Here is a 13,954-nt window from a genome sequence, read left to right as displayed (position 1 = left end):
GAAGAATAAATTAATATATATAATACGTTTTTTTACTATGGAGAATAAATTAGATATTTTGACCAAGAAGCTTTATGATGAGGGGGTTGATAAAGCTCGCCAAGAGGCAGAGAATATCATCAACCAAGCGAAGCAAGAGGCCGAAAAGATCGTTGCCGAAGCGAAGGCGAAGGCTGATCAGATGAATGCCGATGCGGAGGCAGATGTCGCTAACCTGAAGAAGAAGGCCGAGTCCGAGATGACGTTGAGTGCCCGCCAGGCAATCACGGCATTGAAGCAAGCGATCGCCAATCTCGTTGCCGGGAATGTTGCCGGAGAGGTTGCCAAGGTCGGATTCGAGGAGAAGGCTTTCATCCAGGAACTGTTGATGACGATCGTCAAGAAATGGGATGTTGCCGGGGGAAACCTGGATATGGAAATACTTCTTTCTGCTGGCGAGAAAAATAAGTTCGAATCATTCGTGACGGCAAAATACAAAGATTTGCTGGATAAAGGACTCGCGGTGAACGTGGGTAATCTGGAAGAAGGATTCGTGATTCAACCGAAAGACGGAGGGTTCCAGATAGCATTTTCGGAGAAATTGTTCGAGGCTTTCTTTAACCAGTACATCAAGGGCTTTACAAAGAAACTATTATTTAATGATTGAGTGATTGAATGATTTCGGATTAGGCGATTGTTATATATCACAGAATCATGGAATCGTTGAATCATAAAATCACAGAATGAATAATATGGTATTTAAGAATAACTATTACTGTTTGATTGCGGGTTTACCGGAGGTCTTTCTGGACGATCGGAAATTATCGTTGTCCGTGAATGGGTTCCGGGAGTTGGCGCAAGGGGCTTTGAAGAAGGAGGACATGAAGCTGATGAATCTTTTTTTCCTTCCTGCCGATAACAAGCAAGTCCTTCGATTACTGAATAAAATGGAACCCGATACCGCTCTTGAAACAGTATACCCGTTACAACAACTGGAAGACGAAATCGCCGAACCGAAAAATTCTTTACCTGCTTACCTGAATCAATTTATCGCGGATTTCAAAGGAGAACACCTCAAATACGAGGTTTCGCCCGAGAACGTGTTGAGTTGGATGTATTACGATTACCTGATGAGTTGTGGAAACAAGTTTGTCAGGAAATATGCGGAATTCTCGATGAATATCAAGAATCTGACGAATGCATTGACTTGTCGGAAGTATGGTAAGGAAATAGCCCCGGAGATTATTGGCGATAACGCTTTTTCTAAGGCTTTGCGGACTTCAAACTCGAAAGATTTCGGTTTGGGGATGGAGTACCCTTACGCGGAGAAAGTGTTTTCGTTGATGAATAACCCGAATCTAGTGGAACGGGAACGGGGAATGGATTTGTTCCTTTGGGATTACATCGAGGAGGCTGTCGTTTACGAGTATTTTTCCATGGAAAAGGTGTTGAGTTTTATGCTTGAGCTGATGATCGTCGAGAGGTGGAGTAAGATGAACTCCGAATCGGGACGAAAAGTATTCATGGAAGTCGTCGATAAGTTTAGGCGGAGTTTCGAGTTTGCGGAAGAATTTAAATAAATTGGGAGATTAAGGGATTTTCGATTAAGAGATTTAAGAATCAGAATAATTTACAAATTGAAATATGAGTAAAACACAAGGAAAAGTTCATAGTATTATTTCCAACCTTGTACTTGTGCGTATCGAGGGACCGGTATCTCAGAACGAGATCTGTTTTATCCAGCTCGGTGCCGAACGATTGATGGCGGAGGTCATCAAGGTGGTTGGGGACATTGCTTATGTGCAGGTTTTTGAAAGTACCCGGGGATTGAAGCCCGGTTCTTTGGTGGAGTTCGAGGATCATATGTTGGAGGTAACGTTGGGTCCGGGCTTGTTGTCAAAGAATTTTGATGGTCTTCAGAACGATTTGGATAAGATGACCGGGGTGTTCCTAAAACGTGGAGAGTACACGAACCCGCTGGAAAATGATAAAAAATGGAGTTTTACTCCGTTGGCAAAGGTCGGCGACAAGGTGAAGGCTGCCGATTGGTTGGGTAATGTGAAGGAAAACTGGTTGGACCACAAAATAATGGTGCCTTTTAAATTAAAAGGCGAGTATACCGTGGCTTCTATCGTGGGAGCCGGGGAATACACGATTATGGACACGATTGCTGTATTGAAAGATGAGGCAGGGAAGGACGTGCCCGTGACTATGACGCAGAAGTGGCCGGTGAAAGTGGCTATCCGTAATTATGTGGATAAACCGCGTCCGTCTCGTCAGATGGAAACAGGAGTGCGTGTTATTGACACGATGAACCCGATCCTCGAGGGGGGTACCGGATTTATCCCGGGACCGTTCGGAACGGGAAAGACGGTGTTGCAGCACGCTTTGTCGCGTTTTGCCGATGCCGATATTATTATTATGGCTGCCTGTGGTGAGCGTGCGAACGAGGTGGTGGAAATCTTTACCGAGTTCCCCGAGTTGGAAGACCCTCGTTCCGGTCGCAAGCTGTACGAGAGAACGACAATCATCGCTAATACCTCGAATATGCCTGTTGCCGCCCGTGAGGCTTCTGTTTACACTGCAATGACGATCGGGGAATACTATCGTTCCATGGGTATGAAGGTATTGTTGCTTGCCGACTCTACTTCCCGTTGGGCTCAGGCGTTGCGCGAGATGTCGAACCGTATGGAGGAGTTGCCGGGGCAGGATGCTTTCCCGATGGACTTGTCTGCAATTATTTCTAACTTCTACGCTCGTGCCGGGATGGTGTACCTGAATAACGGTAAGACGGGTTCCGTGACTTTTATCGGAACGGTATCGCCTGCCGGAGGTAACTTGAAGGAACCGGTGACGGAGTCCACGAAAAAGGTAGCTCGTTGTTTTTACGCTTTGTCACAGGCTCGTGCCGATGCGAAACGCTATCCGGCTATCGACACGTTGGAGTCTTATTCCAAGTATCTGGAATACCCGGAATTCGTGGAGTTTGCCAAGAAGAATATTTCCGACACGTGGATTGACGGTGTGAACGAGGCTCGTAATATATTGGTACGAGGACGGGAAACTGCCGAGCAGATCGATATTTTAGGAGATGACGGTGTTCCATTGGAATATCACGTGGTATACTGGAAGTCGGAGTTGATCGACTTCGTGATCTTGCAACAGGATGCTTTTGACAATATTGATGGTTCTACCTCGATGGAGCGCCAGAAGTATATGTTGGAAATGGTGTTGGGTGTAGTTCGTTCCGAATTCAATTTTGACACGTTCGAGGAAGTAAATCCTTACTTTAAACGGATCATCAATGGATTCAAGCAGATGAACTATTCCGAATTCCAATCTGATGCTTTCAAGAAATACGAAGCAGAGGTGAACGAGATTATTAACGAGAGAAAACGAATTTAGTGATTGGCGATTAGGTGATTAGATGATTGGGTGTAAAATCACCGAATCGGAAATCACTGAATCACAGAATAAATATAATAGGTATGACGACTGCTTTTCAAAAAGTTTATACAAAGATTACCCAGATCACGAAGGCAACGTGTACGTTGAATGCTCAGGGCGTCGGGAATGACGAGCTGGCGATTGTTGACGGACGGTTGGCACAGGTCGTGAAGATTTGGGGTAATGATATAACCCTTCAGGTGTTTTCCGGAACAGAGGGTATCCCGACGAATGCAGAAGTGACATTCTTGGGTAAGGCTCCGACCTTGAGGGTGGGTGATGATTTGTGCGGGCGTTTCTTTAACGCTTTCGGTGAGCCGATAGACGGGGGACCGGCAGTTGACGGTGAAGAAAGAGAGATTGGTGGTCCTTCTGTGAATCCGGTTCGACGTAAACAACCGTCTGAATTGATCGCAACGGGTATTGCCGGTATCGACTTGAACAACACGTTGGTGTCCGGGCAAAAGATTCCGTTCTTTGCCGATCCCGACCAACCATATAACCAGGTTATGGCGAACGTGGCGTTGAGAGCGCAAACGGATCGTATTATTTTGGGAGGTATGGGTTTGACGAACGACGACTACCTGTATTTCAAGAATCTGTTCGATAATGCCGGGGTGCTCGACCGTATTGTCAGCTTCGTGAACACGACGGAGGCTCCTCCCGTGGAACGTTTGTTGGTTCCGGATATGGCGTTGACGGCAGCCGAGTATTTTGCGGTGGAGAAGAACGAGAAGGTACTGGTGTTGCTGACAGATATGACGTTGTATGCCGATGCTTTGAGTATAGTGTCCAACCGTATGGACCAGATCCCGTCGAAGGATTCCATGCCGGGTTCTTTGTACTCGGATTTGGCGAAGATTTACGAGAAAGCGGTGCAATTCCCTGCCGGAGGTTCTATCACGATTATCGCTGTGACCACGTTGTCCGGAGGTGATATTACTCACGCAATCCCGGATAACACGGGGTATATTACCGAAGGACAGTTGTTCTTGCGTAAAGATACGGAAATTGGTAAGGTTATCGTAGACCCGTTCCGAAGCCTGTCTCGTTTGAAGCAGCTCGTGATCGGTAAGAAAACCCGGAAGGATCACCCGCAAGTGATGAATGCCGCTATCCGTCTGTACGCCGATGCAGCTAATGCCCGCACGAAGATGGAAAACGGTTTCGACTTGACGGATTACGACCGCCGTACCCTGGATTTTGCGAAAGAGTATTCCAACAGCTTGCTTGCTATCGACGTAAACATCAGTGTCGAACAAATGTTGGATACTGCGTGGGAGCTGTTCCGCAAATACTTTAATAAAGCGGAATTGGGTATCAAGCAGGAAATCGTGGAAGAGTTTGGAAAATTTAGTGATTAAGTGATTGCCGATTAAGTGATTATTTGATTAGTAGAATGTAATGTTATGAACCAGATAGAGTTTAAACGTAGAACAAAACAATTTGGACTGGCGGTTATTCGGATGACAGAGAAGTTTCCGGAAACACGGTTGGCTTGGGTTGTGAAAGATCAGATTTTGCGTTCAGCTTTGTCTGTCGGTGCTAATTATAGAGCTGTTTGTCGTGCTAAATCGGACAAGGATTTTATCAATAAAATGAGAATAGTGGAAGAGGAAGCAGATGAAACGGCTTACTGGCTTGAGATTATCGAGGAATCTGAATTGTTGAAGGCAGATGAGTTGAGTGTGCTCAAGAAAGAGATAAATGAATTAGTGGCTATGATTGTTGCTTCAATTAGGACTAAAAGTATAAGTCTTAACAAAGAGCGTGAATCACAGAATCACTAAATCGCAAATCACAGAATAAATTAAAAATTGGTAAGGTGATAAGGTTTCAATATAATAAAACTTCGCTTCAGGGGCTGGATAAGCAATTGAAGATGCGAGTACGGGCATTGCCTACCATCAAAAACAAGGAGTCGGCTTTGCGGTCGGAGGTGAAGAAAGCGAAACAGGTGGCGGATGAGTTTAGTGTGAAGTTGGAGGAAACGCTGAATTCGCTGAACGATATGCTGCAACTTTACGACGAGTACAAGGAAGATATACTTGTCGTGAAGGATGTGAGGATGTCGGTGAAGAAGATCGCCGGGGTGAAGACGCCCGTTCTGGATGGGGTGGACTACGAGGTGAAGGATTTCAGCTTGTTCAACCAACCGGGATGGCTCCTTGACGGAGTGGAGTACATCAAGAAAGTGGTGAGTATCGCTTTGGAGAGAGAGTTTTTCGCTAGAAAAATGGAGTTGCTCGATAAAGCGAGAAAAAAGACCACGCAGAAGGTGAACTTGTACGAGAAGGTGCAGATACCGGGTTACCAGGAGGCTATTCGTAAGATTAAGCGTTTCCTGGAGGACGAGGAAAATCTGTCCAAGTCGTCGCAGAAGATCGTGAAAAACCGTAAATTGATGGAGGAATAGCCAATGATAGTACCAATGATGAAATTATCCCTGTTGATATTTTACAAGGAATATCAAACGTTTCTCGGAGAACTCCGGGAAAAGGGAATGGTTCATATTCATGAGAATACGGAACGATCGGCAGAGGATACGGATCTGCAGGCTAAGTTGATGTTAATCAAACGTGCCGGGGAGATGATCACGCATATGCAGAGTCGGAATGACGTGGAGCGGATAGAAAAAGTGAAAGCGGACGACGAGCATTTGCTGGATTACCTGGAAAGTTTATATAGCAGACAAGAACAGATCGAGCAACAATTGGTCGGTTTGGAGAAAGATTATGCCGCTTATCGCCCGTGGGGTCAGTTCTCCCGGGAAACAATCCAAAAGCTGGAAGCCGCGGGATGGGAATTCCATTTCTTTTCGGTGCCGGAACAAAAGTACCAGGAGGAATGGGAGGCAATGTATGATGCCATTATTATTAGTGAAATGATGGGGCAGAAGTATTTTGTCACGGTTACTCCCGCGGGAATGAAGCTGGAATTAGAGGCTGATCCTTATGTATTTCCCCTGGCTACACTGGACGAGTTGAAAAAACAAATCAAGGGTTTGCGGGAGGAATTAGTGAAAATCGGCGAAGAGTTGGATGCGATTTCTCAAGATGCGATAGATCGGTTGAAGACTTATCGTTTGCGTATTACGGAGGTGGCGGATAAACTGAAAGTGGAAGATGCCGTACAGGCATTCGTGGACGAAAAGGTTATTGCGCTCGAGGGATGGATTCCCATGGAACGGGAAGCTGAGATGAGAAGCTTCCTCGAAACGAGGGATGTGTACTTCGAGTTTACGAGACCGACACCTGAGGATGATGTGCCCGTGCAATTGAAGAATAACGCTTATTCGAGGTTGTTTGAGCCGGTGACGAAGATGTTTGCCTTGCCGCAGTACAAGGAGTTGGATTTGACGCCTTTCCTAGCACCCTTCTTTATGTTGTTCTTCGGAATGTGTATGGGTGACGGCGGGTATGGATTGATTATCTGGCTGGTTTGTTTTATTCTCGGGCGGAAGGCTTCTCCCTCGATAAAAGGATATCTCGTGCTGGGGCAATACTTGGGTATCATGACCGTGGTAGTCGGGTTGCTGACAGGTTCATTCTTCGGTATCGCTTTGGATAGCGTGGAATGGTCTTGGTTGGCAGGCGTGAAGTCATTGTTCCTGACGGAAGCGAATTATGGAAAATACTTGGGTGGTTATAATCCGATGATGATTATTGCCGTAGCCGTGGGTATTATTCAAATCCTTTACGGTATGTGCTTGAGTGCGGCGAGGATCACGAAACAGTTCGGGTTTAAATATGCGGTATCCACGTTAGGCTGGGTTGGTGCGATCATCTTGTTGGGTGTGCTGATCGGTCTGCCGATGTTGAAGGTGGTGATTCCGGAAGTTTTGAAGTATGTGCTTTACGTACTTTTGGGACTTTGTGCGCTCACGATCTATTTCTACAACTCGCCGGGAAAGGGTGTTTTCTCGAATTTTGGCTCCGGGTTGTGGGGAACGTACAATATGGCAACGGGATTGCTGGGAGATACGCTTTCGTATATTCGTCTGTTCGCTATTGGGTTGACGGGTAGTATTTTGGGAGGAGTGTTCAACACGTTGGCATTCCAACTCACGGACGGATTGCCTGTCGTTGTAAAGTTTATCGCGGTATTCCTGATCTTGATTATCGGTCACTCGATTAACTTCGGTTTGTGTATGATCAGTTCGTTCGTGCACCCGATGCGTTTGACTTTCGTGGAATTCTACAAGAATGCCGGTTTTGAAGGCGGTGGTAAACAATACGAGCCGTTTAGAAAAAAAGTAAATGATTAGAAAACAAAGATTATAAAAATAACAAATTAAATAGATTAGAATTATGGAACCAATTTTATTAGCTTATTTAGGTATTGCGTTGATGGTGGCATTATCTGGTATCGGTAGTGCTTATGGGGTTACTATTTGTGGTAATGCAGCTGTGGGTGCTTTAAAGAAAAATCCGACCGCTTCCGGTCAGTATATCGGTTTGTCCGCGTTGCCTTCTTCACAAGGGTTGTACGGTTTCGTGGGATACTTCCTGTTGAGTAGCTTCCTGACGAACGTGGATATGGGCTGGGGACCTGCTTCTGCCATCTTCGGAGCCGGATTAGGTCTTGGTTTGGTAGCGTTCTTCTCGGCTATCCGCCAGGCTCAGGTATGTGCTAACGGTATCGTGGCTATCGGTAGCGGTTACAACGTGTTCGGTACGACTATGGTATTAGCCGTGTTCCCGGAGTTGTACGCTATCTTGGGATTGTTGGTATTGATCTTGATTACGGGATTGATTCCTGCATAAATAAGTAATTTTATTTCATATTTTATAGATAGATGAGGTTGTCGTGAGGCAACCTCATTTTTAATCTTGTTACAGGAGTTTTTGATGTAAAACAAAACGCATTTTATAACGTATTATCATTTGAATGTTAATGTTGAAAGAATATGACTTGGATGATACGTTATGGTTTGGTTCTGCTTTTCGCGTGGTTGGGGGTAGAAGGGAATGCCGAGAGGATAAAGAAGAAGTTGTTGTATGACCAGCATACTTTGGCGGACACGTACAAGTACGGGAAGCAGGAACGGTGTTTTCAATGGGATAAAATTTCGGCATTTCTAGATACTCTTGAGGCTTTTCAGGAACGAAATGACGGATACGGGGTGTTAATGAATTATAAAAACCAGAATGGGATAGCTCCTTTGACGGGGAAATACGTGACTGATAAATACGGGCAGATTCGGGATACTTTCGGGGTGAATCGTTACCAAGGGATACCCTTGTATCGCTTGGATGACGTGAAGATGCCGTTCCGTTACGGGAGGGACGGGGCTTATGTTTCCGTGATCAGTGATAGTGCCGATTATTTTCAGATTATTCCGGCTACTTTCGGAGGCGTGTGGCACGTGCCTAAAAAATACATGAAGCTGATAGGACCTCTTTCAATTAAAAAAGTTATATTTGTTGACCGAACGAACCAGAATATTGCGACTTTGGAACAAGATGGAGATACGTGGTTGGTGAGAAGTATGAACCCGGTCACAACGGGAGCCAACAGACCTCCCTACCAGCAACCGACACCTCCGGGGATTTATTTCATACAACGAAAATTGACGGAAATGTTATTTCTGAAGGATGGGTCGGATGAAAAAGGTGGATTTGCGCCATACGCTATCCGTTTTACCGGGGGTGCTTATTTGCATGGTGTTCCGGTGAACTATCCGCACCACGAGCTGGTAGAGTTCAGTTGGACGCTCGGGACAACGCCTCGGTCACATATGTGCGTGAGAAATGCCACGTCGCATGCCAAGTTCATGTATGATTGGGCGGAAGTGGATAATACTTTGGTAATTGTATTTGATTGATATAAATGATGTTTTTTATGCGTGCATTGTTCATGTTTTTTGTGATTGGCTTTACTTGTTGGGGAACGCTTTCCTGTGTCGCATCGGAGAAACACGTGCCTATGAATAGCCGGACTCTTTATCATGAAATTGGGTTGGAGGGGATCGTGGATTACGTCATTTTTGAACGGGCTGTTGCCGGATTCAACCAAACGGATTCTTTGACAAAGGATATTCTCACGTTGATAGATTTCTCGAAACCTTCAACCGAAAAACGTTTGTACGTGATTAATTTGACACTAAAGAAGCTGATGTACGTTTCTTACGTATCGCATGGGCGCAATAGCGGGGAGAAGTATGCAACTTCATTTTCCAACCGGGAAGGTTCTTACAAGAGTTCTTTGGGGTTCTACCGGACGGAAAACACGTATTACGGGAAGAACGGGTACTCGCTGGTGCTTGATGGGTTGGAAAAAGGAATCAACGATAAGGCAAAGGAAAGAGCGATTGTTATGCATGGGGCTACTTACGCGGATCCGTCTACAATCCGGTCATGCGGTCGTTTGGGGCGTAGCCTGGGATGTCCGGCATTGCCTCCGGCAGTGAGCAAACAAATTATAGATGCGATAAAGGATGGAACGCTTTTATATATTCATGGGAATGATAAGACTTATACCGAGCGGACTGTTTTTGCCAAAGAATCGGATCTTAAAAGTGATCTTGTGAACAAGTTGTGATTTAATTTTAAATATTGGATATGATAACTTACGCTATACTTATAGCCACGGTGGTGGTATCGATAGCTTGTTTCAGCAACGGCTCGTTGTTTAACAAGTTGTCTTATTCGCCTTACCGGATGGTACACGCTAACGAATGGTACCGCATTATTTCTCATGGGTTTGTACACGCGGATTGGGTTCATTTGTTCGTGAATATGTTCACGTTCCTTTCTTTCGGGCAGTACGTGGAAAAGGCTTTTTCTTACATGGGTTTTAGCGGGGGAAGTTTTATACTTCTTTATTTCGGGGGGATGATAGCGGCTTCGCTCTATGACTTGTGGAAATACCGGGATAATCGTTATTATACTTCTATCGGGGCTTCGGGAGCCGTGTCGGCAGTGTTGTTTACCGCTATTTTTTTGAATCCGTGGGATAAAATTTATTTATTCGCGGCAATTCCTATTCCCGGCATCGTGTTCGGTTTCGTTTATTTGTGGTATTGCCAGTATATGGCGAAACGGGGAGGGGATAATATCAATCATAACGCTCACTTTTACGGGGCTGTATACGGGTTCGTTTTCCCGATCTTGTTGGAACCCGGATTGTTACAAGTATTTATTCAGCAACTTTTGCGACATTAGGCGACGATAGAGAGTAAAAAAACTCTATATTTGTAATTCCAAGTGCAAGAAATAGATATGCGAGTGATAGATCAGGAGATTTGTGCGTTGTTGAAGGTGCGGAAGATAGGCGGGATGGAGCTTCTCTTCAAGGAATACTACAAGCCGTTGGTGGTTTGGGGGGCTACCTTTTTGCATGATACGCAGCGCGCGGAGGATGTGGTGCAAGATTTTTTCGTGAAGTTGTGGGAGAAGTCGCTTGCGGATAATTTGTTGCCTGATACTCTGAAATCCTATCTGTTTACTTCCGTGCGGAATTTGTCATTGAATCAGTTGGATAAAATCGATCCGTTGGCACGAGCTTGTGATGTGGCTCGTTACGAGAGCCCATGGGAAGAATATGATAGTTTCGAGGAAGAGGTGTTCCGGCGTGTAGAGGCGGAGATCGAGAAATTACCTCCCCGCATGCGGGAGATCATCCGGTGCGTGTATTTGAAAGGCATGAAATATAAAGAGGTTGCCGAAGAATTGGGTATTTCGGTCGCCACTGTTAATTCTCTTTTGGTAAAAGCATTAAAAATCTTACGGCAACAGGCTGATAATAAGGATGAAATTGCCGTGTATTTATTTTTCCTTGAAAAAAAATTGCTTTTGCGTCAATGATCTTGTATGCATATGATTTGTTGACAAATCTCAATATATGAGATTTCGTACTGGGACGTTTGTGTCAGATTTTTGGATGTTTATAAAGTTATTTGGTTATCTGTGTCATTTTATTGTAGACGAAAGATTGGGTAGGTATTTTTGTATCGTTGATTTAAAAATGAAAGATGATGAAAATGCAAATATGGTACAAAAGATTGGTGATACTCGATGAACTTTCGGTGAAGACAGGGTGTAATCCCGGTGAAGACAGGGAACAAAGTCCTTTTAAACTCCTTTCAAAGTCCTTTCAAAGACCTTCGGGAAGGTTTTTGAAAGGAAAATGTTAAGAATGTGAAAAGAGATAGATAAGCGATTGCTTACTTATCTCTTTATTTGTAGAAGGCGATTTCTGTCGGTCGAGGAGGAAATAGAAAAAATATTTGAGTATAGATTTCGAGTGAGTTTTCTTGAGTGAATTATTTTTCTTTGAAAAAAGTTTGTTGTCGAGTCAATGATTTTTGCTCTTGAACGGTATTGTGATTATAGGTTGTGAGGATATTTACATGACTTATAGATGAAAATTTATTTACTAATCAGAGCTAATAACATGTTTTATGAAAGAGAAAATTGTTTTATTGACCTTCTTTTTCTTGGGTGCTGTCGCTTGTCATGACCATTCTATTGAAAATGCTTTTTGGGAAAAAGAGGCGGGAGGTTCTCCTATCGAAGAATTTTTGAAAATAGACGATACTCGGTATGGAGAGTTTTGTGCAGATGAGAGATTTGTTGAGATTTGTTCGGTTTATAATGAAATGTCGCATCTTTCGAATTCAAGTAGATTAAAGCGTACAGAGGTTTTGAAATCGATAAAATTGTATGGGGAAAATAAACAATGTGATAATCTTTTGGCATATATTATCAAATATGTTGATGAAAATCACAGGATGCCTTCTTCTCGTATTATACACGATTGGGGAGTGTGTGAATTATACCCGTATGCTGATTACGTATGTAATGTAAGAAATAATTGGGATATGGCATGGCGAGATTATTATTCGGATTTAATTGCAATGGTTGGTTTTTATGATAGTCCTGAGTTGCGGGCTTATGTAAAATCGACAATTGAAGTTCTTGAGAATAAGTATTATGGCTATCAGTTCGGTCACAATTATCGGTATGATGATGTGTGTCGTTTGATTATATCGTCAGGGATGGATATGGGGAAACGATATTCTGAATTTAGTATATTAGAAATACAAGATATTATTAATATTTGGGCTCATGTTCCAGTGAAGAATACGTGTACTTATGTATATTGTCTGAGAGAGGCTCTTTATGATGCAAGTAATATAGCAAGTAATCTTTATACGTCATATATTCCAGAGATGTCCGAGAATTTTCCTCCTACTGATTTTGATCCAATTTTAGGAGGAAATACCGTTTCGGGGAATGGTTATTTTGAAGGAGAAGTGAGAGTGGAATGGTGGGAATCTGGACATAATAGTATTTTGAAGAAAGTTGTGGATAAACTTAATTTGAGCGAGATTTGGTTAGAATATATGGCGGCAGGAAGTGCTGCTGTGGATGAGGTACAAGATGTAGAGTTTGCGTATAAACATGCAATGAGAGAAGAGAATCAGACTGAAGAGGAAGCTATTGAATTGATGAGAGTTTTTTTTGTTGAAGAATCTTATTCTTTTATTGTACAAGAGGATTTATTTTCTTTAGGAGAGGCTTTACATCCGATAATGGATATATATAGTCCGGCTCATGCTTTGAAAGTTTGGAAAAATAATGTATGGTACTATTTCCCACATCTATTTGAAAATTGTGTATTTCATGGAGATAAAATGGATTTAGCGGCTTTGGCTGTAGAGGAGATATTTGTAAAAGTTGTTGATATAAATCCAAATTTGACAGAAGAGGAGATAAGGACTAGACTGACTGAAATTTTTTATCAGTGGTTATTGGGTGAAAATGGACCATTAGGACCGCCGTATTAATAACTAATATAATATTTTTATGGGAAAATTGAAGACTGTTCTAAGGTACACTTTTTATGTAGTGGTGACGATAATTGCATTTTTTGGTGTTGGCGATTGTTTCGAGAATCGTCGATACGAAGATGTCCGGAAGTGGGGGGAGGGAATGAATCCTAATAGTTACGTGTTTCATGTATCACGTGATAGTTTGAAACGGGTGGTAAATATCCTTTTTCATCATCCTTCATATAAAGATTCTACCGGGATATTGGTAGATCGAGATTTCAGGGGAATTTCTACTGTGCGTTGGCGATCTGAAAATATGGCGGAACTTCGTTATGGATGGCAGAAACGTTCTTGTGTATATAGCGACGGGAAAGGGAAGTTGTTGTTACAAATGGCTGAATATAATTTGTACTTGGATTCATTGGCACCTGATAAAACTCGAGTGTTAGTGCATGGCAATGCTGGAGGATTATCCGTACAAGCGGGAGATTATTTCTTTTTCAATCCTCGTGCAGGGCGGTGGGGCATACCGAATTACGTGTATTTGCCATTAACGACGATAGAAGAATATGAGTTTTTAAAGTATATTGGAATATACTTGGGTGAAGATAAAATGCCGGCGATTAGTTATCCTTCGATGATGACTTACGGTCTGGTGAAAGAGTGTTGTGTTAATGGATTCTATAGGAATTATTTTCCGATAATGGAGAGGGATATGTCGTTTGGCGAGTAATGAAAAAATGAATGGTT

General features: G+C 43.3%; 14 protein-coding genes. All 14 read left to right on the top strand.

What is annotated here, in order from left to right:
* Positions 1 to 37 precede the first annotated feature (37 nt).
* The 14 genes from BN8899_RS06045 (at position 38) to BN8899_RS05980 (ending at position 13,937) form a co-directional block, all read left to right on the top strand.
* Complete coding sequence (locus tag BN8899_RS06045; RefSeq protein WP_065218716.1) at positions 38 to 646, top strand: V-type ATP synthase subunit E; 609 nt, start codon at positions 38 to 40, stop codon at positions 644 to 646.
* A gap of 76 nt (positions 647 to 722) precedes the next feature.
* On the top strand, positions 723 to 1,559 hold the full coding sequence (locus BN8899_RS06040) for a DUF2764 family protein (protein WP_065218715.1): 837 nt from the start codon (positions 723 to 725) through the stop codon (positions 1,557 to 1,559).
* Positions 1,560 to 1,623: 64 nt separating this feature from the next.
* Entirely contained in the window at positions 1,624 to 3,384 is a 1,761-nt protein-coding gene (locus BN8899_RS06035) for a V-type ATP synthase subunit A (RefSeq protein WP_065218714.1), read from the top strand.
* An 83-nt stretch (positions 3,385 to 3,467) separates the two neighbouring features.
* The gene (locus tag BN8899_RS06030) at positions 3,468 to 4,790 is read left to right on the top strand and encodes a V-type ATP synthase subunit B (RefSeq protein ID WP_018339431.1); all 1,323 of its coding nucleotides are present in this window, start codon (positions 3,468 to 3,470) and stop codon (positions 4,788 to 4,790) included.
* 45 nt (positions 4,791 to 4,835) lie between these two features.
* Positions 4,836 to 5,216, top strand: a complete 381-nt coding sequence (locus BN8899_RS06025; RefSeq protein ID WP_018339430.1) for a four helix bundle protein — start codon at positions 4,836 to 4,838, stop codon at positions 5,214 to 5,216.
* 35 nt (positions 5,217 to 5,251) lie between these two features.
* Positions 5,252 to 5,842 (top strand): V-type ATP synthase subunit D, encoded by a 591-nt coding sequence (locus BN8899_RS06020; protein ID WP_026207866.1) that lies wholly within the window; start codon positions 5,252 to 5,254, stop codon positions 5,840 to 5,842.
* A 15-nt stretch (positions 5,843 to 5,857) separates the two neighbouring features.
* The gene (locus BN8899_RS06015) at positions 5,858 to 7,693 is read left to right on the top strand and encodes a V-type ATP synthase subunit I (protein WP_082986927.1); all 1,836 of its coding nucleotides are present in this window, start codon (positions 5,858 to 5,860) and stop codon (positions 7,691 to 7,693) included.
* Between the two features lie 43 nt (positions 7,694 to 7,736).
* Entirely contained in the window at positions 7,737 to 8,192 is a 456-nt protein-coding gene (locus BN8899_RS06010; RefSeq protein WP_065218712.1) for an ATPase, read from the top strand.
* Between the two features lie 143 nt (positions 8,193 to 8,335).
* Positions 8,336 to 9,253 (top strand): L,D-transpeptidase, encoded by a 918-nt coding sequence (locus BN8899_RS06005; RefSeq protein ID WP_065218711.1) that lies wholly within the window; start codon positions 8,336 to 8,338, stop codon positions 9,251 to 9,253.
* 101 nt (positions 9,254 to 9,354) lie between these two features.
* A complete protein-coding gene (locus tag BN8899_RS06000; RefSeq protein WP_231932280.1) occupies positions 9,355 to 9,969 on the top strand; it encodes a murein L,D-transpeptidase catalytic domain family protein in 615 nt (204 codons plus the stop codon).
* A 20-nt stretch (positions 9,970 to 9,989) separates the two neighbouring features.
* Positions 9,990 to 10,592 carry a rhomboid family intramembrane serine protease gene (locus BN8899_RS05995; RefSeq protein ID WP_065218710.1) on the top strand — a complete coding sequence of 201 codons (603 nt, stop codon included), beginning with the start codon at positions 9,990 to 9,992 and terminating at the stop codon, positions 10,590 to 10,592.
* A 42-nt stretch (positions 10,593 to 10,634) separates the two neighbouring features.
* Positions 10,635 to 11,234, top strand: a complete 600-nt coding sequence (locus tag BN8899_RS05990) for a sigma-70 family RNA polymerase sigma factor (RefSeq protein ID WP_231932278.1) — start codon at positions 10,635 to 10,637, stop codon at positions 11,232 to 11,234.
* Positions 11,235 to 11,830: 596 nt separating this feature from the next.
* The gene (locus BN8899_RS05985; RefSeq protein ID WP_065218708.1) at positions 11,831 to 13,219 is read left to right on the top strand and encodes a hypothetical protein; all 1,389 of its coding nucleotides are present in this window, start codon (positions 11,831 to 11,833) and stop codon (positions 13,217 to 13,219) included.
* Between the two features lie 19 nt (positions 13,220 to 13,238).
* On the top strand, positions 13,239 to 13,937 hold the full coding sequence (locus BN8899_RS05980) for a hypothetical protein (protein ID WP_065218707.1): 699 nt from the start codon (positions 13,239 to 13,241) through the stop codon (positions 13,935 to 13,937).
* Positions 13,938 to 13,954 lie beyond the last annotated feature (17 nt).

The organism is Butyricimonas sp. Marseille-P2440 (genome assembly GCF_900091675.1).
GTDB lineage: Bacteria > Bacteroidota > Bacteroidia > Bacteroidales > Marinifilaceae > Butyricimonas > Butyricimonas synergistica.
This window is presented reverse-complemented; position numbering and strand designations above follow the sequence as displayed.